The following is a 22186-nucleotide window of genomic DNA, read 5'->3' as shown; positions in this document are numbered from 1 at the left end:
TAATAGAACTGTTTTTAATTATTTATTAATAAAATTAATGTCTAGACCTTCCATTTTAAATTCTATTGAACGAAAGTTTATTCTTTTGGTTGGGGACATGTTGATTGTATTGACATCTCTAAACCTTTTAATCAACCATGCTATTGACAAGGAGTTTATTTCAATAGGGCTTAAGGTTTTTGTTTTTGGATTTGGTCTTTTCACATATTTCGGATTATCCTATATTTTAGATTTCTACAACCTGGAAAAAGTAGCAAGAAGGAGGTATGCCCTGTCGCAATCTTTGTACATATCGTCCTTGTATGTTTTCATTGTTTTTATTGTTACCGTATTCACTTACGATGTTAGTTTCTGGAGAATACCCTTACTTTCTTTTTTATTGCTTACACCAATTGAAATTGCACTTTGGAGGCTTTTTTTTAGTAATATATTTAAAATTATCCCAACCACGAAGAATGTCCTTTATCTATACGATCAAAAGGCAGAAGAGAATTTAAAAGAACATTTGGAATATATTAATGGTGATGAAGTAAACACCTATTATAAAGTAAAGTTAACCTACAGTGTTGAAAATGGTCAGCCGCCTTTTCAAAAGAAAACCTTCCTAGAGGCAATTGAAAAAATTGATGCCTGGATTTTAAACCTAAGAAACTATGATAGCTTACCCGAATCGGTTGAAAATATATTGTTGGACTCTATCTTAAAAGGGAAAGAGGTGATTTCGTATACTTCCTTTTACGAAAACACATATGAAGCGATGCCTATAAAATCTCACCATCACAGTTTTTATGAACTGCTTCGTCTCAGAAATAAAAAAATTAGGTATTTACACGTAATTTTTAGTTTTATTGTAAACTTTCTGTTATCCTGTTTAGTAGGAGTGGTTTTCTTTTTGGTTTGTCCATTTGTTTGGTCATTAAACTTATTTTTTAACAAGGGACCCTTGTTCTATACTCAATTAAGGGTTGGTCAGTTTGGAAACGAGTTCAAAATCTATAAGTTTAGATCAATGGTGGTTGATGCAGAAAAAGAGGGAGCCAAAATGGCAACTAAAAACGATGCAAGAATTACCTCCTTTGGAAGAATATTAAGAGTTTTTAGAATAGATGAGTTGCCTCAGATTATATCTGTCATACAAGGGAATATGGCGTTTATCGGACCAAGACCAGAACGAAAGGTTTTTGTTGATCAATTGAACAAAAAAATGCCATTTTATGGTATTAGACATTTATTTAAACCTGGTATAACAGGGTGGGCCCAGGTAAAATATAAGTATGGTGAGGATTTGGAAGACTCCATTCGGAAATTAGAGTATGACTTATACTATATTAAAAATAGGTCGATAACTTTAGATTTAAGAATAATTTTTAAAACAGTGACAACCGTTTTGTTTTCAAGAGGGATATAATAGCGAAAATGAAAAAAACACTCATCACCGGGGCAGCCGGATTTTTAGGCTCGCACCTTTGCGATAGGTTCATTGCCGAGGGCCATCATGTTATCGGAATGGATAACCTGATTACAGGCGATATCAAAAACATAGAGCATCTATTTCACTTAAAACGTTTCGAGTTCTTCCATCACGATGTTACAAAGTTCGTACATGTGCCAGGGCAAATGGACTACATATTACATTTTGCTTCCCCGGCTAGTCCTATAGACTATCTAAAGATTCCCATTGAAACGCTTAAAGTAGGTTCATTAGGCACCTTAAATTTATTGGGTCTTGCTAAAGATCATAAGGCTCGTATTTTGGTAGCGTCTACCTCTGAGGTTTATGGTGATCCATTGGTACATCCTCAAAATGAATCGTATTACGGGAACGTGAGCCCTATTGGCCCTCGTGGTGTATATGACGAAGCCAAGAGATTCATGGAGTCCATAACCATGGCCTATCATCGTCATCACGGGTTGGAAACCCGTATTGTACGTATCTTCAATACGTATGGATCTAGAATGCGCCTCAATGATGGGCGTGTGGTACCAGCTTTTATGGGTCAGGCTTTAAGAGGTGAAGATTTAACCGTGTTTGGGGATGGTTCTCAAACGCGTTCATTCACATACATAGATGATCAAGTAGAAGGAATTTATAGGTTGCTTAAAAGTGATTATGTTGAGCCTATAAATATTGGTAATCCTGACGAAACAACAATCTTAGAATTTGCCCAAGAAATTATTAAGCTAACGGGCACAAATCAGAAAATAGTCTTTAAACCATTACCCCAAGACGATCCACTCCAAAGGCAACCAGATATCTCAAAGGCTAAAGAAATATTGGATTGGGAACCACAAGTGCACCGTTCAGAAGGGCTTAAAAAGGTTTTCGAATATTTCAAATCGCTTTCTCCTGAAGAATTAGCTAAAAAAGAACACAGGGATTTTTCTACCAAAACGTAGTGTACTTTTATGGCAAAAGTTATTTTTGCCAAAATTCTTTCTATGAACGTATTAATAATTGGTTCTGGTGGCCGCGAACACACCCTAGCTTGGAAAATTGCACAAAGTGATAAAGTAGACCAACTTTTTGTTGCGCCTGGCAACGCAGGCACTTCGTCAATAGCTACAAATTTGGCCATAGGTGTTTCTGATTTTAATGCGATTAAAGAGGCGATTACAACCTATAACATTAAAATGGTCGTGGTTGGGCCAGAAGTGCCTTTGGTAGAAGGAATACATGATTTTCTTAAGGATGAAGCGGGTCTAAATGATTTAATTATTGTAGGACCTAGAAAATTGGCGGCTACTTTAGAGGGTTCTAAAGAATTCGCAAAAGAATTCATGCTACGCAATAATGTGCCTACAGCAGCTTACCAAAGCTTCACCTCAGAAAATTTAGTAGAAGGTTTTCAGTTCTTAGAAAGTTTAAATCCACCCTACGTTTTAAAGGCAGATGGTTTAGCAGCGGGCAAAGGAGTATTGATTTTACAAGATATTAATGAGGCCAAGGCAGAACTAGAGGCCATGTTGGTCAACGCTAAGTTTGGAAACGCTAGCACAACTGTAGTTATAGAAGAGTTCTTAGACGGAATTGAACTAAGCTGTTTTGTTTTAACGGATGGTGAAAATTATAAGATTTTACCTTATGCCAAGGATTACAAGCGTATAGGAGAAGGAGATAAAGGGCTTAATACTGGCGGAATGGGTGCTGTATCGCCAGTTCCTTTTGCAGATGAAGCTTTCCTTGCTAAAATAGAAGAACGTATCGTAAAACCAACCGTAGACGGTTTAAAGAAAGACAACATACCGTATCAAGGTTTTATTTTTATTGGTTTGATTAAAGTTGGGGATGACCCAAAGGTTATTGAATACAACGTAAGAATGGGCGACCCTGAGACAGAGGTGGTCATTCCAAGGATTAAATCGGATTTAATGGATTTACTTCTGGCCGTTGGTAATCAATCCCTAGACCAAGTTTCATTAGACATAGACCCAAGATTTGCTACCACTGTGATGACGGTTTCTGGTGGTTACCCAGAAACTTATGAAAGAGGCAAGGAAATTACTGGTGCATATACGGTATCAGATTCACTAGTATTTCATGCGGGTACCACAGCTAAAGATGGTAAATTGGTAACTAATGGCGGTCGGGTAATTGCGGTAACTTCGCTCGGCGAAACAAAAGAAGAGGCGTTGAGAACGTCCTATAAAAACGTTTCAACCCTCAATTTTGAAGGTATGTATTACCGAAAAGATATTGGATTCGACCTATAAAAAAGAATGAGAGGTGCTAGTCTTGTCCTCTTCGTTATTGTCATTGAATTTTTTCAATTGACCCATCCAGTACACCATCGCTACGGCTCCAATAATCATAAATAACCAATTTAAGGTGTTGGCGGCCCACCAGCTATCCATAAATCGTAAAGCGTCTAAGGGCTTAAAAAGCACATTAACAAACAAGTCTTCAATTCCGTAAAACAAATTGCTCATGATATACTGTATATTTACGGCACAAAAATAAGAGATTTACCTAAATTGTTCATAATTATTATATGATTTCCAATTTTTTTAGCAAAACCAAACCGGCAAACCAAGCCGTGGTTATCGGTATTTTGGTTCTAGGCTACTGGTTGGTTTGGGCAACCGTAAATGGTATTTCTGGATTAAAGGCAAACCTATTATGGATTTTTTTAGGTAATATTGGTTTGGTTGTTTCCGTGCTGGGAATAAGTCAAATAGTAAAATTCAATAAGCTTACCGGTACTAATTCCTTTGCTATTTTTTTCTTTGTTTTATTGCTGTTTTGGTTTAATGCTGTTTTCTTGAATATTAAAGAAATCTATGCGGCATTATTCCTCATGTTTTCATTGGGCCGTATAATTACGTTATTATCCCAAAAAAATAAAAAGGAAAAGGTTTTTGAAGCTGCTTTATGGTTATTTATGGCAGTTATAATAGACCCATGGACAATCTTATTTGTTGTACCGCTATATTTAGCTATAAGCCAATTTTGGAATAATGAAATGCGACTTTGGTTTATGCCATTTGCCGCATTTTTTGCCTTAGCCCTTATTGTTTTTGCTATTGCCATTAACACAGAAAGCGTTACTACTTTATTAGAACACTTTTCGCTTCAATTTGGTTTTGGTTTGTTTCAAGCAGTCCCTTTCGGGCTAATCTTATATCTTCTTTTTTGTGTCTTATTGGCGCTATTCGTTTTTGGAAAAATTGGCTATCGTAGGCAAGGAAAAACTTTACGTCTAAGAGTAGTATTAGGATATTTGTTTACCGCAATTTTATTAATCGCTTTGCCAGTAGAGGGTTTTGCACCCAAAATACTGTATACTTTTTTTCCTATGTCTATTGTGTTGACCAACTATACCAATAGCATTAGAAAACCTCGATTTAAGGAATTATTTCTTTGGACAGTAGTTATTTTGGGTATAGTTTTTCTATGCTTAACCCTATTGCAATGATGTATCTTTGTAAAAAATATTTTTATGTTTAGCCAAAACGCCTTCAACATATTTGAAGAAAGCATACGTGCCTATCATGTATTAGATACCGTAGACCAACCGTTTCAAAATCCATATGATAAGGACAGTATTGAACATTTGTTATATCGTAAGAATTGGATAGATACCGTGCAATGGCATTTTGAGGATTTAATACGTGACCCGGGCATTGACCCTGTTGCCGCGTTGGAGTTAAAACGAAAAATTGATGCGAGTAATCAAGACCGTACTGACTTAGTTGAATTCATAGACAGTTATTTTTTACATAAATACCAATCGGTAGAAATTAAAGCTAATGCAGGTATTAATACCGAAAGTCCAGCGTGGGCTATTGATAGATTAAGCATATTGGCGCTTAAGATTTACCACATGAAAGAGGAGGCAGAACGTGCGGATGCTACAGACAAACACCGTAAAGAATGTGCTGCCAAATTAAACGTCTTACTAGAACAAAAAAAGGATTTATCTACCGCTATAGACGAATTGTTGGCAGATATAGAAGCGGGTAAAAAATACATGAAAGTTTATAAGCAAATGAAAATGTATAACGATGACGAACTAAACCCTGTTCTACGTGGGCAGAAAGCCTAAATACAAGCATCTTTTGGTTATTAGGTTGTCTGCCATGGGAGACGTGGCCATGACCGTACCAGTTTTAATATCGCTTTTACAAAACCATCCGAATTTAAGCATAACCCTACTCACCAAAAATAGCTTTGCACCTATTTTTAAAGATTTGCAACGGGTTACCGTTGTGCATGCAGATGTAAAAGGTGAGCATAAGGGTATTTATGGTTTATACCGATTGTTTTCTAGTTTAAAAAAATTAAATATTGATGCCGTAGCAGACTTGCATAATGTGTTGCGTAGTAATGTGCTGAAAATCTTATTTAAAAGTGTTGGTGTACCGGTTATCCAAATTGACAAAGGAAGAAAAGAAAAAAAGGCGTTAACCCGCCCAACCAATAAAGTTATGCGACCGCTCAAGAGCAGTCATGAGCGTTATGCAGATGTGTTTCGCAGACTAGGTTTTGCTGTGGACCTTAGCCAGGATTTGGTGTTATCAAAGCCAATTTTACCACAGGAAATAGCCAGCAGTATTGATGCTTCAAGCCGTTTGATAGGTATAGCTCCTTTTGCGACATACAAAAGCAAAATGTATCCGTTAAATAAAGTTGAATTAGTTATTCGTGATTTGCTTGCACAAACCAATGCGCAAGTGCTACTTTTTGGTGGTGGATCCAAAGAAAAGGAACTGTTAGATACCTTGGCTAGTAAATTTAATTCACGTGTTGTTAACATGACGTTTAATGTGCCTTTTAAGGCGGAATTGGACCTTATTGCAAACCTATCGGTTATATTGGCCATGGACAGTGGTAACGGTCATCTTGCGGCAAATTACGGGGTGCCCGTTGTTACAATATGGGGTGTTACCCATCCCTATGCGGGTTTTGTTCCTTATAAGCAACCTTTGTCCAATAGTATTTTACCTAATCTAGATACCTTTCCGTTACTACCAACATCCGTATACGGCAATAAGTTTCCGGAAGGATATGACAAGGCCATCGACACCATTACGCCAGATGACGTTGTTGCTAAAATAACAGATTTACTTTAGCAAAATACGCTCTTACGCCACCGTTCCTTGGCAACTACTCCCCGCTCCTGCGGTACAACCATAACAATGCTGGGAAATGATGATATTCCTATCATTAATCAAATCCTCATTGTAGTCTTTAATGTGTTTTATTTTATTGGCCACTTTTAAGCCCAACATCTGATTAAAATCACAATCATAAAGCCAACCATCCCAACTAACGGAAATGGTATTGGTACACATAACACTGCTCACTGCAGACGGATTGTAAGCTTCTACCAAAGAATACATATATTCCTCGTAATTGTCCGATGCTATTAAATAATCCAAGAAACGAGAGATAGGCAAATTGGTTATCGCAAAAAGGTTATGAAATTGAATACCAAAATCTTCGTCCAGTGCCTTTTTAAAATCACGTTCCAATGCCATTTGGTCGCCAGGTAAATAGGCTCCAGATGGGTTGTAAACCAAATCCAAGCGTAAGTCACTATCAGGCATTCCATAACCCACCTCATTTAAAAGTTGTAAGGCTTTAATCGATTTGTCAAAAACCCCGTCGCCACGCTGTTTATCTGTTTTTCCACGGGTATAATGTGGTAGGGAAGATACAACGTGTACATTGTGTTTTTTAAAGAATTCTGGCAGGTCGTTAAACTTTGGATTGGCCAAAATGATGGACAAATTAGACCGCACGATAAAATCCTTAATACCAGCTTTGGAAGCCTCTTCTACAAACCATCTAAAATTAGGGTTCATCTCTGGTGCACCGCCAGTTAAATCCAAGGTATGCGCCCCCGTATTTCTTATCACCTCTAGGCATTGCTCCATGGTTTCCACCGTCATGATTTCCTTTCTGGTAGGGCCCGCATCTACATGGCAATGCTCACAGGTAATGTTGCACATATACCCTACGTTTATCTGTAGAATTTCCAATTTATTAGGGCGAAGCGGAAATTGTCCAATCTCACTAATTTTATCCTTAAAATAAGGTAATTCACCATCGGCAAATAGACCTCCGTTTAATATCGCCAACTGCTTATTGGGTTGCGCAAGGTCGTTTTCCCTGGCTTGTAGCGTTTTTAACTTGGGTTTTTTCGCCTTTTTCAGGTCATTCATGATACTCTTTTCCATTAGTGCGATAGTTTATTGTATTTGTTCATCATTTGTACACCATGTACCAAGGTGGCTCCACTTTCTATGGCAGCGCCAACATGCACGGCTTCCATCATTTCTTCTTTGGTAATTCCCTTTTGTAGACCATCTTTTGTGTAAGCATCTATACAATATGGACATTTTACCACGTGAGAAACAGCCAAGGCAATTAAAGACTTTTCTCTAGCAGTTAGTGCGCCTTCTTCAAAAACCTTACCGTAATAGTCAAAAAATTTGGTGCCAAGCTCTTCGCTCCATTCGGTTATTTTTCCAAATTTTCTTAAGTCTGCTGGGTCGTAATAGTTATTTGCCATGGTATTTTGTTTTGTGTTTTTATTTATGTTTGAATTTGTATTAAAATCGATAGGTATGCCCTGCGCCATTTTTTCTAATTCGGGCAAGATTTCCATATTGTCCCAAAGTCCGGTCTGCAGCGTATCTGCGTAGGCTTCGGGTAAAAAGTTGATGTGCATTAGTTGCTTTGCCGTGTGGTAATCGTATTCAAAAGAACGATGGGTATATTTTAATTTGCCCTCTACCTCTTCTAGCAGCATATACCAAACACGCGGGGTACCGTCATTCGCCGGCATACCAATAACACCAGGATTTAACCACAATTTATTTTCAAATGCATGATGAAAGGGCAATCCGGAATGCCCTCCTAGAATAACATCGCTTTGCGATGCATTAAAACTGACCTGTTTTTTATCTACTGAAGTGGACTCAAATATAAAGTCGGACACCTGTTCGTATGAACCGTGAACTACGGTAATTTTTTTACCAGCAAACGTGAATTTTAGATGTTCTGGAAGCGTTCCCATCCACTCGATAGCATCTTTGGATAACTGCTCTTTTGAAAAAGGAAACCATGTTCTGGAAAAAACATCGCATCGGCTACCTTCGGTAAAATCACAGCCACAATCGTCGCTTCCGTCTGCCAACTGCTGTTCCACATTCCCAGAAATACTCAATGCACCCCATTCTCTAAACAGCTGAACAGTTTCTTCTGGTTGCGCGCAATAACCCACAATATCTCCTGTACAAATGCAGTGTTCTGGCGCAATACCTTCTGCTTCTGCAATGCTTTTTAGCTCTTGCAATGCTTGTAGGTTGCTGTAAACCCCACCAAATACCAATATACGGTCCGTTTGGACCTCCAAATGCATTATTTTCTTCTCCATAGCGGTATTAAATATAAGAGGAAACACACGAGAATTCCCCAAAAATTAACCCAAAGTAAATCGGCATATTTGCCATGGGTAAAAATGAGGGTGTTTGGGAACACCCCAAAAACCAATAAAAATCCAAAGATTAGACCACCAATAACACTCAAGTAGTAGTTGGCAGTAGAAACTTTCTTTTTCCAAAGCACAAAAACGGGTGTTAGGCCAATAACCATGGTACCACTAATGGTAGTGGCCGATAAAATTTCTGCATTCATAAAAATGGGTAACGTACCTAAAACAGCAATGACCACCATTGCCCATCTGCCAAAGCTTAAGCTTGTTCCCAAATTCAAATCTAAGGAGGCGAGTTTGGAAAAAGAAGAAAAGGTAGAATCCAGTGTTGAAGCTGCAGAGGTGATCATAATAAAGTTAATGACCAATAAGATAATAGCACCAAAAGCTTTGGCTACCTGCACGGCAGCTTGGCCTTCCATATTTTGTTGTTGTGCATATATGCCAATTATACTAAAGAGTATAATACATAGTCCGCCTACCAAGCCTGCCCACAAGAAGGCTTTTAAGGTTGTTTTTGGCTTACTAATAAAGCCACGGTCTGTTAACACGGGGTCGTGAAAGGGATAACTAAATGATTGTAACACGGCCGCTAGAAGAAGGTTTATTCCCATTTCCCATTTCCACTCTCCAGAAGTAATTACCGTAACTGGTGTAAAATTATACTCCGATGAAAAAATAGTGCTTAGTACCACAAACAGTAAAACAGCAAATAGGACCATCTGAATTGCATCCGTAAAAATACTACTACTCAATCCCCCTTTCAAGGCATAGATTAATGTTAACACCGTAAAAACTAGGATGGAACTGTAATAGGGCAGGCTACCCATTTCTCCAAAATAGGAACCAATGACCATGGTATTGCTCCATACCTCGTTAAAAAGCCGAATAGCGATAAGAACCGAAAACAAGAACATGGCGCCTTTACCAAATCGGGTAGTCAAAAATTGGTGTATACTGGTAAAGCCGCCTTTGGTTCGCATTTGGTAAATAACATAACCAGCAACTATAAAACTAAGGTAATAAGCCGCATAGGCAACACCGCCTACCAAACCATAGGCCAATCCCAAATTGGCCGCATTGGTAATGCTTTTGGCAAATATCCAAGAGATAACCAAGCTACCCATAAGCATAAAGGTATTGGGCGCTTTATGGTTGACCTGAGCCTTAAAAAACTGTTCGGTATTTTTGGCTAGTGGTGATAATAGGATGAATGCCAAGCTGGACAAAAGCACCAACCCCCATTGTAGTACACCAATACTACCGGGGTTAAGATTTAAAAGTGCTATGTCTAAATAGGGCCGCATGTTAATCGTTATCCCACCAAACGGGGGTATTTATACTGTTATCATTGGTATTGGCCGCCGCCTCCTCATGATTTTCTGCGTTTAGTGCCTGCTCTTCTGCTGGATAAGGCATACGAACGGGAATTACATCGTTATTTAAACTGGCGGATATTGTTCGTAACTGTGGAAACCCGGTTCTTCTAAATTCTATCCAACCTTCATACCCATTAATAGTATTGGCAATCCATTTTTGGGTGATGATTTGCTGCAGGGCATCGCCATTGGCTAAAGCGGCAGGCCCGGTTAGATAATTTTCGGGCAAATCGGTGCCCCAATAGGCAAAGGCTTGGGTAACGGCAGTGTTGTACAATGCTGTACTATTGGCGGTAATCCACCCACGTTCGGCTGCTTCTGCCCATAAAAAATGGGTTTCCCATGCCGTCATGAAATTGGCGTCTAATCTGCCAGTTTCCTCCCTAAAAATGGTTCCTGCCAATGAATAATCCGCTAAGTTAATAGAGGTTTGTGAGGCATCGATACCGTTGAGTAACCCGTTAAATTCTGCGGAATCACTATTGGCAAAAGGTCTATAAAAAGTGGCTATGCGTGGGTCTTCCAAATCCTTTAAAATATCTTCCATAGTTTCGGAAAGCACAAAATTGTTAAAGTCGCCAATACGCAAGCGCGCCAGTCTAAAATTATTGGGTTCTCCGTTGGTAAAATCGAACACTGCATTTTCTTCGTTCAGGGAGATAAAATTTCCCGCATCGAACAACGCTTGCAATTCCGTACTTGGGTCTTGTTGACTGCCGATACGTACCAAAGCTTTTAGTTTTAAAGAATTCGCAAAGCGAATCCATCCCTCTAAATCGCCTTCAAATAAAATATCGCCTTCCAAAGCAATGGTACCCTCATAATTTTCTAAGGCGGTAATACCTTTATCAATATTATCCAGAATGCCTTCTTCGCCTAAGTAAATGGCTTCTTGTGCGTCATAGGAAGGTGTAACCGTAGCTGCATCACCTCGGAAAGCCTCATAGTAAGGAACATCTCCAAACAAATCCGTCAGGGCCATCGCCATATAGGCTTTTAATATCCTAGACGGACCTTCATAAACTTCATGGGTAGGATTTTCTAGAGCCAGTTCTAAAATGGACTCATTATCCCTTAGGTTTTTGTAAATAATTGGCCAAGGATTACCCCCCAACTGAGGAGATTTTAAATCGTGACGGTCAAAAAGATTAAAATCTAAGGCGGTGCTATACTGCCCCAACAAATTACCAGCGGTAAAACCCTCATAAGACATTTGTTCGCCATAATCATAAATAACTTGGCGAAGCAACAAATTGGGTTCTACAGCAATTGGCTGATTGGGGTTGGTGTTGATGCCTTCAAAATCTTTGGTACAAGCTTGGAATAAAGCGGTAGAAAGTACCAAAGTAAATACTATACTAATTGTTTTATTTCTATTTTTCATTTGGATACCTTCTTAAAAATTAAAACCTGCTTTAAAACCGATGCTTCTGGTGGTGGCGTAAGACATGTCTTCTACACCACCTATGAATCCATTACCCTGTACGGCAAATTGCTCGGGGTCAAAATGTGGGTTTTCTGTAATCGCAAACAGATTACGACCAATTAACGATAGGCGCAAACTGGCATTTTGTTGTAAAAAACTCAAGTTTTTAAACGTATAGCCCAAGGCTACTTGGCGTATCTTTAAGAAGGAAGCATCATACACATTGTTTTCTTCATGGTTACGGTCATAAAACTGGCGGTAGTAACTTTCTGGGGTTACCGCTACCGTATTTTCTACATAAACAGGATTTTCTGCCGTACCGGTGTTAACTACGCCTTGTGGCACAATACCTTCTTCTGGCCTAAATGCGGTTTCTGCCAACTGACCGCCCACATTGCCTAAAGCACGCGTACGGGATACGATTATACCCCCTTGACGCCAGTCTAACAGAAAGCCCAAATCCCAATTTTTATAGCTAAATTGATTGTTGAACCCTAGCATAAAATCTGGATTGTAATTACCCAGTTTTTGTAAGTTATTATCTGGGATGTAGCGGCCTTCTTCCGTTAGGATAAAATCGCCATTTTCATTTCTTAAATAGCCCGTGCCGTACAAGTCGCCAATACGGCCGCCTTCTTCCACTTGTAAAAATACCGTTTGGTTTTGACTATCGTAAATACGCGAATACGCCAAGGTTAAACGCCCATCCTCCTGTGGCAAATCTTCTACGGTAGTTCTAGAACGGCTAAAATTCAAGGTGCTGTTCCATTTAAAATTATCGGTAACTATTGGCGTAGCATTTAAAATAACTTCTAACCCTTTGGCACGCACTTCACCACCATTTACTACTTGTTGGCCAAAGCCCGAGGCAATACCGATGGGCAGTGATAAAATCTGGTCTTTGGTCAGTGCATCGTAATACGAAACATCAAAATTTAAATGGTCGCCAAAAAAACGAATATCGGCCCCAAATTCTACTGCGGAGGTTTGCTCCGGACGTAGGTTGGGATTGGCGATAAAATTCTGTTCACTAAACGTTGCTTGTCCTAAATAAGGGGTCTGTGCCACAAAAGCACCGGAAGTTTGGTAAGGATTGGTATCGTTACCTACTTGTGCCCAACTGGCCCTAAGTTTTAACAACGAAATAGCTGAAGGCAGTGCTGCAACCTCCGAAAGAATAAAACTAGAAGACACGGATGGATAGAAAAACGAAACATTGTCTACCGAAAATGGCGTAGCCAAGGCACTAGACCAATCATTACGACCGGTAATATCTAAAAACAGAAAATCTTTGTAACCTATTTTGGCCAAACCATACAAGCTGTTGATGCGTTTGTTGGATTCAAATTCAAATACTTCAACTGGGGATGCTGCATTACTTAACCTAAAAATACCTGGTTGTGCCAAACTGGTGGTTTGGGACTGGCTCGTGAATGCTTTTTGGTCCAATCGGTTACCACCTAAAGAAATAGCCACTTTAAAATCGTTAAAACGATTGGTATAATTTAAAAGAAAGTCTGTATTGATTTCTCTAAAAAACACGTCGTGTTCCGCATAACCTCCGTTTTGAAAGCGGTTAGAGCTATAAGCTCGCCGCAGTTGCCGGGTTTCATCGGAATAATCCATACCGCTGCGCACCGTAGCGGAAAGTTGTGGGGTAATCTGATATTTTGCCGAAACATTCCCAAAAACTCGATCTCGGTTAAACGAGTTTCGATTCTCATGTAGAATAAAGAAGGGGTTATCAAAAAAGGTATAGTTAAAAGAATATTGCTGTCTACCCTCTAGGCCAGGTTGCCAGTAATTCCTAAGATTATCAATGTTTAGGGAACGTGGACCCCATGCCACCAAAGAATAATTTACATTTTCAGAACCGTAACCATTAGAGGGGCGGTTATCGCTTTGCGAATTTACATAGTTGATGGATGAATTAATTTGAAGCTTATCCGTAGGTCTAAAATTGAGTCGAGCAGCAACCGTTTGGCGGTCCAAATTTACTCCCGGAATGATGCTTTCGCTACGCAAATCGGTAAACGACAAACGGTAACTGCCCTTATCAAATCCGGAAGAAATAGCCAAGTTGTTGATGAAAGTGGTACCGGTTTCATAAAAATCCTTGAGGTTATCTGGGTTAGAAACAAAAGGTGTTGCCGTAATGGGCAAACCATTGTAAAGCGCAGTATCACCACCGCGAACTACCGTGCCGTCAGCAAGGGTCACAGGACTATCAAACTGGGGAATCAAAGTACCTTGGTCTAAGAGCGGTCCCCAACTGTAGGTAATATTGTCATTAATACCGCCGCCAAGACCATCTACGTATTCAAATTGGCCAGAATTTCCTTGGCCGTAGCTGTTTTGAAAGTCCGGCAACTGAAAAGCACTTTCCAAAAATAGGCTGGTGTTGTAGCTGATGCCCAATCCTTTGCTTTGGCTACCGTTTTTAGTAGCTATCACCACAACGCCATTGGCTGCTCTTGTGCCATACAATGCCGCGGCACTTGGGCCTTTTAAAATGGATACTTCTTCAATATCATCTGGATTTACCTCCATGGCACCGTTACCAAAATCGACCTCTTGAAAACCAGCTGCCGCCTCATTGGTAAAGTTAAAAACGGTGTTGTTGTTTATAGGTACGCCGTCTACGATAAACAGTGGGTTGTTATTGCTGAAGGAAGCTTCGCCCCTTATGCTAATGCGGCTAGAAGACCCTACGCCCGTTGGCCCTTGGTTAATGGTTACCCCGGCTAATTTACCGGTTAGGTTATCTAAAAAGTTTACCGATTTTACTTCGGTTACCCCTTGGGCATCCAAACTTTGTACTACATAACCCAATTCTTTGGTTTCTCGTTCCAAACCAAGTGCGGTCAAAACAACCTCATTGAGCAGTTCTGAGCTTTCTTCTAATGTAATGTTGAGGTTGTTACTAGCACTGGTAATGGTTATCGTTTTGGACGTAAAGCCCAATAGCGAAAAACGCAACTGACCACCTTCTGCGGGTAGTTCCATAGAAAAGTTGCCATTGGTATCTGTAGTAGCACCAATTGTAGATTGTAAAAGTAAGATATTGACAAAGGGTAAGGGTTCCTGATTGGCATCGGTAACCGTACCGCTTATATTGATTTGTGCATGGGTAATCGTGCAAACGCACAACAATATACCCAAAAGTATATTTTTCATTTGTGATGTTGAGATTTCTTAAATATAGGTAGGGGGCCAGTTTAGTTAAACTGTGGAGAACCTTTATTATAGAAGGTAGACAGGTAGTGTGTTATATAGCTAAGGTGTGTGTACGTTTTAGGGGCTGCTTGTCTGGATAAGCCAAGCACTAAGGCTCTTTTTAAAGACTGGGTGATGGGTTTTTGGAGTATCTCAAGAATATCAGTTTCCGAATCAACATCGGTCAAAGTTTCTAACTGATGAATTTCACCGGCTAAGCCAAAGGATTCGGAAATACGTTTAAAAAGCGAAATACGTTCCCAAGGCAAGCGCTTAAAATCGTTGTATCTGAAATGGTCTTTATGAATACCAATTAGGTAGACGCCGCCATCCGCAGAAGGACCTAAAACTGTTTTGCCCTTGCAGATTTGCTTGTAGGCCTGTTTAAGTTTGGATACTGTTAGATTAGGGCTATCATTGCCAATAGAAATTACATTTTTATAGCCCTTGTCAAAAACGGCCTGTAATGCGTTAGAAAAACGTTCGGCAAAGGTTTCGCCAATTTGTTTTTCTTCGTCCCAAACCAAATAGGGTAAGCCAGTGGCCTGGACTATGGAAAGCGTTTGCTTGTTTAAGGCATCAAATACCAGCTCACCATTACGAATGGGTTTACGTAAGGCTTCTAATTTTGCACTTTGTGCAAAGATTAAAATAGCGGTATGATTGGCTTTTTTATGCAAACTAAACGTTTGTTATGGGTATTGGTTCGTAATACTTGAATTTAAATTACAGGTTTTTTCTTAAAAATCTATTCTTGTTTCTTTTTTGTTACCTACGGAGTTATTTTAATTAAGGTTTTACTGTTGAAGAAAAATTAAACAAAACTTTTTTTTAAACTGTAAGCGCAAAATAATTAGTTGTGAAACAGTACTTTTAACCTATAAAATTTCTTCATGTTTACTGGAAAGAAAATAGGACTGGTTTTATCTGGCGGAGGCATTCGAGGCATGGCCCATATTGGCTTATTAAAAGTATTGCAAGAGCGAGGAGTAAAAGCCCAGAGCGTAGCCGGCGCAAGTATTGGTGCCTTGGTTGGCGCCTTATACGCTAATGGCAATAGCATAGACGAAATGCTGGCCTTCTTTAAAGAGACACCCTTGTTCCAGTACAGTTTTTTTGCTATTGGCAAACCGGGACTTATAGATACCGAACGTTATTTTAGTGTTTTTCAACAATTTTTTCCGCATGATTCTTTTGAACAGTTAAATATTCCCTTACATGTGGTGGCAACGGATCTGTTACAAGGAACAGAAAAGGTTTTTAACCAGGGGGCGTTAATTATGCCCTTGCTGGCTTCCGCAGCTTTAACTCCCGTTTTTAGTCCTGTAGAAATAGATAAGGTATTGTACGCAGACGGTGGAATCATGAACAATTTTCCAAAAGAATATGTAGAGCAAGGTGCCGATTTAGTCGTTGGCAGTAATGTATCGGTTAATGGTAAATTACAAAAAAAGGACCTGAGCAATTCACTGCAACTTACGAGCCGTATAACAGGCCTTATGATTTACGCTTCTTGTAGGGAAAAAATTTGTGAATGCGATATTTTGATAGAGCCAGCGCAGTTAGACCAAATAGGCGTTTTAGACAAAAAAGGTATAGAAAAAGCGTTTACCATTGGCTATGATGCCGCCAACTTTGCTATGGATGCTTATTTAGATAAGAACAAGCCATAAACCCGGTTTTCAGGGATACCATACGATGGTAAACCGCGTTAGTTTTACACCATCAAAAAAGAAAACCAATGGCTGTTTTAGTAAAAAGAGACCCCGATGTAAAAAATCAGAAAACTTTCTATTATTCTGAGGTAGAACAAGAGGAATTTACGCAACAAGTGCACCAACTATTGGCGAATCGTGGTTACCAGTTAATCCAAGGCGATAAAAGCAATGGTACCTATGAAAAGGGCAACAGAATTTTGCGCATTCTTTTAGGTGCTTTCTATAAATATTTTAAACTACAATTATATATAGAATTTAACGGGCAAAACGAAGCCAAGTTGCAATTGATTAAAGCAACTTCTGGATTTTCGGGTGGTGCTATTGGTGTAAGCCAGGTAAAGAAAGAATTTACCAATCTTGAACAACTCTTTACGCAGCTTAAAAATTAAGCTTTACACATCGTCAAAATCTATTTTTAAAGTTGGCGTGGTGGCATGGGCTTGGCAGGTTAGGATTAAACCTTCTGCTATCTCCCCATCGGTTAAAATCTGATTTTTCACCATTTCTGCCTTACCTTCCGTAACGCGCGCAATACAACTGCTACAAACGCCGCCTTGGCAAGAATACGGCGCATCTATATCTTCTTTTAAAATGGCATCCAAAAGAATGGTTTTCTTTTCCACGTTTAATTTGAAGGTCTCATCATCTAGGAGAACCTCAACTTGGGTAGCGCCTTCTAAATTTTGGGCCAAGGTGTCTTCCGTTTCCGAAGAGGTAAACAATTCAAAATGAATTTTATCTGCAGCTATACCGCCCTCTTTTAGCGTATCGGATACCGTATTTATCATCGCTTCTGGACCACATAGGTAAAAGGCATCAAACGTGGTATCCTTAAATTTGTTTTTAAGGATAAGATTTACGGTAGATTTTTCAATACGCCCAAAAAGGCAATCGGGCTCGGTGCTTTTACTGTACACCCATTCTATGTGTAGTCGGCTTTGAAACTGCCCTTTTAATTCTAAAAGGGCGGTATGGTACATGGTCTCTGCTGGCGTTTGGTTGCCAAAAACAAGAACAAACGTATTTTCTTCATGACTTTCTAAAACCGTTTGAGCTATAGAAATTATGGGAGTTATACCACTACCTGCGGCAAAGGCGGAAACATGTTTTGTTTGGTTGCTCGGTTCAAATACAAAACGACCTTCTGGTGGCATTACTTCTAAAACATCACCCACTTTAATTTCATCGTTGGCGTAGACAGAAAAAGTACCCCCTTCAACCTTTTTAATACCAACCGTTAATTTGCCAGAACTAGGAGCAGAAGAGATAGAATAGGCTCTTCTTACCTCATTACCATTCACTGTTTTTTTAATAGTGATGTATTGCCCCGCGGTAAAAGAAAAAGTTTCCTTTAAGTTCTCTGGAACATTAAAAGTTAATGCAACCGAATTTGGTGTTAAATTGGTTACTGCAGCAACGGATAATGGATGAAAATCGCTCATAGCAAATAAATTTTTTGCAAAGCTAAGGAAAGCTAACACTAATTTTAATACCTAAAAAACTTATGCATAAGAAATTTATGTATATTTGGATATGGCAAATTCAAAGTTGTACAAAGGGAGTTTGAGTACCATCATCCTAAAATTGTTAGATGAGGAGGGTAAAATGTATGGGTACGAAATAACCCAGAAAGTAAAACAATTAACAAAAGGCGAGCTAAAGATTACCGAAGGTGCCTTGTACCCGGCACTTCATAAATTAGAAGCAGAAGGTTTGTTGGATGTTGAGGTGGCCAAAGTGGATAACCGTTTACGCAAATACTATAAATTAACAGAGCAAGGCGAAAAGGAAACGGTGAATCGTCTGGCGGAGTTGGAAGAATTTATACGCAGTATGGAAACCTTATTGAATCCTAAATGGAAATTGTTATGATACAACATTTAGACAAGGATGAACTAAATTTTATAGATAACTACTTGCGTAATTCTGGATTTGATTATTTAGATGTTCGCTTAGAATTAATAGACCATGTTGCCAGTGCAATAGAAAAAAGCATGGAAGAACATGACTTAGAATTCTATGATGCCTTTAAATCTTATATGGTGGTTAATAAAAAAGGATTAGAAAGAAATTACGAGCTATTTAAAAAACGGTTGCAAAAAACGTCTTTTTTAGTACTTGGCAAAGAAATAATAACTCCTAAGTTTCTAATTTTTTTCTGCGTTGCGGTTACAGTTATTTATATGTGGAACAAATTTTCTACAGACCCGTTTCCCTATGCGCAATCAGTCTGGATTGCTATAATTAGTGCTGGTTTGGTCTATTTTTTTGGAACGTTGCCCAAAAAAAGGTATCGAATTTCTAGTCTAGAAATGCTGGCTTGGCCCTTAGTAGCTAGTTCGTATGCAATGAACTTGTATTTTAACCTTTGGGTAGATGATAGTTATTTTTTGTTAAAGTGGCCGTTAGTTGCTAATATTTTAACTGCTTTTTTAATTACGGCTATAGCTGCTTTTTTAAGATTGTTTTTTTTGAAAAGAAAGCAAACTAATACGCTTTTAGCTAAAACGTAAAAAGCCATAGTATTTCTTTAAAATGAAAAAAACGTTGACACAAGAACAAATAGCATTTATAGAAACCTACCTAATACAGAACAAGGTTAAATATTGGGATGTTCGCGCGGAGCTAATTGATCACATAGCCACACAGGTTGAGGAAAAGATGAGCATGGGTGTAAGTTTTGATGCTGCTATGATGCAAGTGCATGTTTCATTTGGAAATAGACCACAAAAGCGAAAGTTAAATAAAGAGAATACCCAATGGATTTTTGAAACTTCTATTTACGCAGACCATTCGGGATTTGAAAGGCTGATTAAAGACAAGCAGAAACAACTAAATATTGGGTTTAGAAAGGCCTTTGGTAGTACTGTATTAAAAATCTTTAAACAGCCTAAATACCTCCTATTCATATTATTGTACGTCTTTGGGCTTTATTATTTAGAGTCTTTAAATTTTACTCCTAAACAATTAAAGTTAGCAGTTTTTGTACCAATTTTAGCGTTATCGCTTATTCCTATGGCATATAGCATATTTTTTATAGGTAAAAAGCGTCAGCATCTTGGTGCCAATCTTTTAGGGGTTTACACCATGTTTCCACTTCACATGTTTAATATGTTATCATTTATGCCAAAAAGCTTTGGGTTGGAAATGACCACCGCTGGCTGGATGGTAGTTGGTTTTTTTGGACTTGTATTTGGTATAACCCAATATAAAATCACCACAAATTATATATCCAAGCAGAAAGCAATTTATAATAGATGGAAAAGCGTTTAGTAAATCAAAATCAAATAGAAACGCTACACAGCTTCGTGCGTTCACATTATGTAGAACATTTGGATGTACAAATAGAATTGGTAGACCATTTGGCTCAGGGCATAGAAGCGCAATGGAACGGTTATCCAGAACGTTCCTTTGAGCAGTGTTTGGAGATAGAATTTAAAAAATTTGGAGTGTTTGGCTTTATGGAGGTGGTAGAAAAGAAAACCGCCGCTATGAATAAAAGATATAGACGGCTACTTTGGCGCTATACTAATGAATGGTTTTCAATTCCCAATATTATTTTGGTAATGGGAGCAATTTTTTTGCTCTATATCGTATTAGGGTCAGAGATTCTAAATGCCATTAAGTTTGAAATTTTAGTAGGTCTTTTTATGGTATTGGCCAGTGTTGCACTAATCCGAACATTCCATTTAAAAAAACAGCTAAATAATAAACCTAAAAAGTGGTTGCTAGAAGAATTGATATTTAATTTAGGAGCATACTTACAAGTAATTTTGTTACCCATTCATTTGCTAAATTTTAATAATTCACTTGGATTATTAGACACCAATTGGGGATTGCTGTTATGGTCCGCATTAGTTGTTGTTTCTGTACTGCTCTATATCTTAAGTGCATACATAATACCTGCTAAGGCAGAAGAATTATTGGCCGAAGTGTATCCAGAATACAAATTGGTATACTAATGTAACAATTAATGTAAATTACCTACTCATAGAACCAAACAACACCACCAACCATGTTTAAACGTTTACTAAACCTTCAATGGAAATCTTTTTTTAGAAAAGCTTCTTTCCAAACCGAATTATGGATAAAAATCCTAATGGGTCTTGGTGCATTCTTTGTAGCTATTTATCTTCTAGGCTTTGGTATAGGCGCTTATTTCTTTTTGGATAAAGCCAATCTTGGAGACCCGCTAAGGGTTGTAAACAAATACCTAATCTACTATTGGGTCATAGACCTTGCGTTTAGGTACATGTTGCAAAAAATGCCGGTAGCCAACATAAAGCCAATGCTATATTTACCCATAAAGAAAAGTCAGATTGTCAACTTTACCTTGGGCAAAACGATAAGTTCTTTTTTTAATTGGACACATGCTTTCTTTTTTATACCCTTTAGTATCATTCTTTTGATGAACGATTATCCTTTTTTAAATGTCCTAGGGTGGCATTTGGGTATTATGGCATTAATATATGCCAACAACTTCATTAACATATTGGCCAACAATAGAGATGCAGTCTTTTATTCCTTTTTGGCCGTATTTGCATTGTTGGGTGCGGCACAATATTACAGCTGGCTAGATATTACCCTGTATACTCAACCCATATTTGATGCTTTTTACGATTTGCCTTGGACAGCAATAATACCTTGGATTTTAACTATCGGTTTATATTTTGCCGCATTCTACTATTTTTTGAACAGAATGTACTTGGATGGCGGTTTGGCTAAAAAATCTGTAGCCGTTAACACTCAAGAATACGATTGGTTAAATCGTTACGGAACGTTAGGTACTTTTTTAAAAAATGATATTAAACTAATACGCCGAAACAAACGGGCCAAAACGGCGGTACTAATGAGTTTTCTGTTCTTGTTTTATGGCCTTCTGTTCTTTACAGGTGGTATAGAGGCATATGACAACCCTTTTATGAAAATCTTTGCGGGTATTTTTGTGACCGGCGGTTTTATGTTTGGATTTGGACAATATGTTCCCAGCTGGGACAGTAGTTACTATCCTTTAATGATGAGCCAGAACATACAATACAAGGATTACCTAAACTCTAAGTGGTACTTGGTAAACATAGCCACGGTTATCTCTACCTTCTTGGGTATATTTTATCTCTATTTTGGGTGGGAAGCGTATGCCGCTGTTTTGGTTGGGGGAGTTTATAATTTGGGCGTTAACAGCTACATGGTATTGTGGGGTGGTGCTTATGTAAAAACGCCTATAGACCTAACCTCGAACAAGAAAGCGTTTGGGGACAAACAAGCCTTTAATGCAAAAACCCTCTTACTTACCCTTCCTAAATTGCTTTTACCTATTGTAGTATACACCATTGGTCATTTTTTAGTGAGTCCACTAATAGGTTATGTTCTAGTAGCCCTAACAGGTCTTTTGGGTTTTGTTTTTAAAGAGAAGGCTTTTAAAATGATAGAAGGCATTTACAAAAAAGAGAAATACAAAACCTTATTGGCCTACAAGCAGAAATAAATAATAGCATCAATCCTAAAATA

21 protein-coding genes and 1 pseudogene are annotated in these 22186 nt (G+C 38.5%); 13 read left to right on the top strand and 9 right to left on the bottom strand.

The annotated features are described in order from the left end of the window. Positions 1-37 precede the first annotated feature (37 nt). Genes BUL40_RS01435 through purD form a run of 3 tightly spaced genes read left to right on the top strand, consistent with a single transcriptional unit; the run spans position 38 to position 3711 of the window. On the top strand, positions 38-1408 hold the full coding sequence (locus tag BUL40_RS01435) for a sugar transferase (RefSeq protein ID WP_080317780.1): 1371 nt from the start codon (positions 38-40) through the stop codon (positions 1406-1408). Positions 1409-1416: 8 nt separating this feature from the next. Next, complete coding sequence (locus BUL40_RS01430; protein ID WP_080317779.1) at positions 1417-2397, top strand: UDP-glucuronic acid decarboxylase family protein; 981 nt, start codon at positions 1417-1419, stop codon at positions 2395-2397. Positions 2398-2439: 42 nt separating this feature from the next. Further along, positions 2440-3711, top strand: coding sequence for a phosphoribosylamine--glycine ligase (purD, locus tag BUL40_RS01425; protein ID WP_080318013.1), 1272 nt, complete (start codon positions 2440-2442; stop codon positions 3709-3711). Here the strand turns inward: purD and BUL40_RS01420 are convergent. Beyond that, positions 3706-3927, bottom strand: a complete 222-nt coding sequence (locus BUL40_RS01420; RefSeq protein ID WP_010516289.1) for a DUF6341 family protein — start codon at positions 3925-3927, stop codon at positions 3706-3708. The two genes, purD and BUL40_RS01420, sit on opposite strands and share 6 nt — an antisense overlap. Before the next feature lie 62 nt (positions 3928-3989). On the opposite strand from BUL40_RS01420, the gene BUL40_RS01415 reads away from it, so the two are divergent. The 3 genes from BUL40_RS01415 to BUL40_RS01405 are packed head-to-tail and all read left to right on the top strand — an operon-like array spanning position 3990 to position 6570. After that, complete coding sequence (locus BUL40_RS01415; RefSeq protein ID WP_080317778.1) at positions 3990-4913, top strand: DUF6427 family protein; 924 nt, start codon at positions 3990-3992, stop codon at positions 4911-4913. Positions 4914-4937: 24 nt separating this feature from the next. Further along, the gene (locus BUL40_RS01410) at positions 4938-5543 is read left to right on the top strand and encodes a DUF4254 domain-containing protein (protein ID WP_080317777.1); all 606 of its coding nucleotides are present in this window, start codon (positions 4938-4940) and stop codon (positions 5541-5543) included. Continuing rightward, a complete protein-coding gene (locus BUL40_RS01405) occupies positions 5527-6570 on the top strand; it encodes a glycosyltransferase family 9 protein (RefSeq protein WP_080317776.1) in 1044 nt (347 codons plus the stop codon). The genes BUL40_RS01410 and BUL40_RS01405 overlap by 17 nt, the downstream gene beginning before the upstream one ends. Before the next feature lie 12 nt (positions 6571-6582). Here the strand turns inward: BUL40_RS01405 and arsS are convergent, their stop codons facing one another. The 7 genes and pseudogenes from arsS to BUL40_RS01370 form a co-directional block, all read right to left on the bottom strand. Next, on the bottom strand, positions 6583-7680 hold the full coding sequence (gene arsS / locus BUL40_RS01400; RefSeq protein WP_176465425.1) for an arsenosugar biosynthesis radical SAM (seleno)protein ArsS: 1098 nt from the start codon (positions 7678-7680) through the stop codon (positions 6583-6585). After that, on the bottom strand, positions 7680-8015 hold the full coding sequence (locus BUL40_RS01395; protein ID WP_010516278.1) for an arsenosugar biosynthesis-associated peroxidase-like protein: 336 nt from the start codon (positions 8013-8015) through the stop codon (positions 7680-7682). The genes arsS and BUL40_RS01395 overlap by 1 nt, the downstream gene beginning before the upstream one ends. Before the next feature lie 246 nt (positions 8016-8261). After that, positions 8262-8867, bottom strand: a pseudogene (locus tag BUL40_RS01390) (metallophosphoesterase family protein); the annotation flags it as partial. Beyond that, positions 8867-10246 carry an SLC5/6 family protein gene (locus BUL40_RS01385; RefSeq protein WP_176465424.1) on the bottom strand — a complete coding sequence of 460 codons (1380 nt, stop codon included), beginning with the start codon at positions 10244-10246 and terminating at the stop codon, positions 8867-8869. The pseudogene BUL40_RS01390 and the gene BUL40_RS01385, both read right to left, overlap by 1 nt. A 1-nt stretch (position 10247) precedes the next feature. Next, positions 10248-11702 carry a SusD/RagB family nutrient-binding outer membrane lipoprotein gene (locus tag BUL40_RS01380; protein ID WP_080317774.1) on the bottom strand — a complete coding sequence of 485 codons (1455 nt, stop codon included), beginning with the start codon at positions 11700-11702 and terminating at the stop codon, positions 10248-10250. Between the two features lie 12 nt (positions 11703-11714). Next, positions 11715-14921: a SusC/RagA family TonB-linked outer membrane protein gene (locus BUL40_RS01375; RefSeq protein WP_080317773.1), complete on the bottom strand. Its 3207-nt coding sequence runs from the start codon at positions 14919-14921 to the stop codon at positions 11715-11717. A gap of 41 nt (positions 14922-14962) precedes the next feature. Beyond that, positions 14963-15640 carry a TIGR04282 family arsenosugar biosynthesis glycosyltransferase gene (locus BUL40_RS01370; RefSeq protein ID WP_080317772.1) on the bottom strand — a complete coding sequence of 226 codons (678 nt, stop codon included), beginning with the start codon at positions 15638-15640 and terminating at the stop codon, positions 14963-14965. A gap of 213 nt (positions 15641-15853) precedes the next feature. Between BUL40_RS01370 and BUL40_RS01365 the strand changes: the two genes are divergently transcribed. Beyond that, positions 15854-16633, top strand: coding sequence for a patatin-like phospholipase family protein (locus tag BUL40_RS01365; RefSeq protein WP_010516269.1), 780 nt, complete (start codon positions 15854-15856; stop codon positions 16631-16633). A 68-nt stretch (positions 16634-16701) separates the two neighbouring features. After that, positions 16702-17067 (top strand): hypothetical protein, encoded by a 366-nt coding sequence (locus BUL40_RS01360; protein WP_010516266.1) that lies wholly within the window; start codon positions 16702-16704, stop codon positions 17065-17067. A gap of 3 nt (positions 17068-17070) precedes the next feature. Here the strand turns inward: BUL40_RS01360 and BUL40_RS01355 are convergent, their stop codons facing one another. Next, positions 17071-18120 carry a ferredoxin--NADP reductase gene (locus BUL40_RS01355; protein ID WP_080317771.1) on the bottom strand — a complete coding sequence of 350 codons (1050 nt, stop codon included), beginning with the start codon at positions 18118-18120 and terminating at the stop codon, positions 17071-17073. Positions 18121-18211: 91 nt separating this feature from the next. Here BUL40_RS01355 and BUL40_RS01350 point away from each other — a divergent pair, with 91 nt between their 5' ends. The 5 genes from BUL40_RS01350 to BUL40_RS01330 are packed head-to-tail and all read left to right on the top strand — an operon-like array spanning position 18212 to position 22163. Beyond that, positions 18212-18550 (top strand): PadR family transcriptional regulator, encoded by a 339-nt coding sequence (locus tag BUL40_RS01350; protein WP_080317770.1) that lies wholly within the window; start codon positions 18212-18214, stop codon positions 18548-18550. Next, complete coding sequence (locus tag BUL40_RS01345; RefSeq protein WP_141239627.1) at positions 18547-19191, top strand: hypothetical protein; 645 nt, start codon at positions 18547-18549, stop codon at positions 19189-19191. The genes BUL40_RS01350 and BUL40_RS01345 overlap by 4 nt, the downstream gene beginning before the upstream one ends. A gap of 22 nt (positions 19192-19213) precedes the next feature. Beyond that, complete coding sequence (locus tag BUL40_RS01340; RefSeq protein ID WP_080317768.1) at positions 19214-19951, top strand: hypothetical protein; 738 nt, start codon at positions 19214-19216, stop codon at positions 19949-19951. Next, on the top strand, positions 19936-20640 hold the full coding sequence (locus tag BUL40_RS01335; RefSeq protein WP_080317767.1) for a hypothetical protein: 705 nt from the start codon (positions 19936-19938) through the stop codon (positions 20638-20640). The genes BUL40_RS01340 and BUL40_RS01335 overlap by 16 nt, the downstream gene beginning before the upstream one ends. Positions 20641-20693: 53 nt before the next feature. Further along, entirely contained in the window at positions 20694-22163 is a 1470-nt protein-coding gene (locus BUL40_RS01330) for a DUF5687 family protein (protein ID WP_080317766.1), read from the top strand. The last annotated feature ends 23 nt before the right edge of the window (positions 22164-22186 follow it).

Origin of the sequence: Croceivirga radicis (assembly GCF_002072105.2) — a bacterium.
Lineage (GTDB): Bacteria > Bacteroidota > Bacteroidia > Flavobacteriales > Flavobacteriaceae > Croceivirga > Croceivirga radicis.
Note: the sequence above shows the minus strand (reverse complement) of the source record. Positions and strands in the feature narration are given on the sequence as shown.

Excerpts from the sequence above, each read along its gene's own strand:
- BUL40_RS01435 (WP_080317780.1), top strand. The coding sequence starts at position 38 with ATGTCTAGACCTTCCATTTTAAATTCTATTGAACGAAAGTTTATTCTT.
- BUL40_RS01430 (WP_080317779.1), top strand. The coding sequence starts at position 1,417 with ATGAAAAAAACACTCATCACCGGGGCAGCCGGATTTTTAGGCTCGCAC.
- purD (WP_080318013.1), top strand. The coding sequence starts at position 2,440 with ATGAACGTATTAATAATTGGTTCTGGTGGCCGCGAACACACCCTAGCT.
- BUL40_RS01420 (WP_010516289.1), bottom strand. The coding sequence starts at position 3,927 with ATGAGCAATTTGTTTTACGGAATTGAAGACTTGTTTGTTAATGTGCTT.
- BUL40_RS01415 (WP_080317778.1), top strand. The coding sequence starts at position 3,990 with ATGATTTCCAATTTTTTTAGCAAAACCAAACCGGCAAACCAAGCCGTG.
- BUL40_RS01410 (WP_080317777.1), top strand. The coding sequence starts at position 4,938 with ATGTTTAGCCAAAACGCCTTCAACATATTTGAAGAAAGCATACGTGCC.
- arsS (WP_176465425.1), bottom strand. The coding sequence starts at position 7,680 with ATGGAAAAGAGTATCATGAATGACCTGAAAAAGGCGAAAAAACCCAAG.
- BUL40_RS01395 (WP_010516278.1), bottom strand. The coding sequence starts at position 8,015 with ATGGCAAATAACTATTACGACCCAGCAGACTTAAGAAAATTTGGAAAA.
- BUL40_RS01385 (WP_176465424.1), bottom strand. The coding sequence starts at position 10,246 with ATGCGGCCCTATTTAGACATAGCACTTTTAAATCTTAACCCCGGTAGT.
- BUL40_RS01380 (WP_080317774.1), bottom strand. The coding sequence starts at position 11,702 with ATGAAAAATAGAAATAAAACAATTAGTATAGTATTTACTTTGGTACTT.
- BUL40_RS01375 (WP_080317773.1), bottom strand. The coding sequence starts at position 14,921 with ATGAAAAATATACTTTTGGGTATATTGTTGTGCGTTTGCACGATTACC.
- BUL40_RS01365 (WP_010516269.1), top strand. The coding sequence starts at position 15,854 with ATGTTTACTGGAAAGAAAATAGGACTGGTTTTATCTGGCGGAGGCATT.
- BUL40_RS01360 (WP_010516266.1), top strand. The coding sequence starts at position 16,702 with ATGGCTGTTTTAGTAAAAAGAGACCCCGATGTAAAAAATCAGAAAACT.
- BUL40_RS01355 (WP_080317771.1), bottom strand. The coding sequence starts at position 18,120 with ATGAGCGATTTTCATCCATTATCCGTTGCTGCAGTAACCAATTTAACA.
- BUL40_RS01350 (WP_080317770.1), top strand. The coding sequence starts at position 18,212 with ATGGCAAATTCAAAGTTGTACAAAGGGAGTTTGAGTACCATCATCCTA.
- BUL40_RS01345 (WP_141239627.1), top strand. The coding sequence starts at position 18,547 with ATGATACAACATTTAGACAAGGATGAACTAAATTTTATAGATAACTAC.
- BUL40_RS01340 (WP_080317768.1), top strand. The coding sequence starts at position 19,214 with ATGAAAAAAACGTTGACACAAGAACAAATAGCATTTATAGAAACCTAC.
- BUL40_RS01335 (WP_080317767.1), top strand. The coding sequence starts at position 19,936 with ATGGAAAAGCGTTTAGTAAATCAAAATCAAATAGAAACGCTACACAGC.
- BUL40_RS01330 (WP_080317766.1), top strand. The coding sequence starts at position 20,694 with ATGTTTAAACGTTTACTAAACCTTCAATGGAAATCTTTTTTTAGAAAA.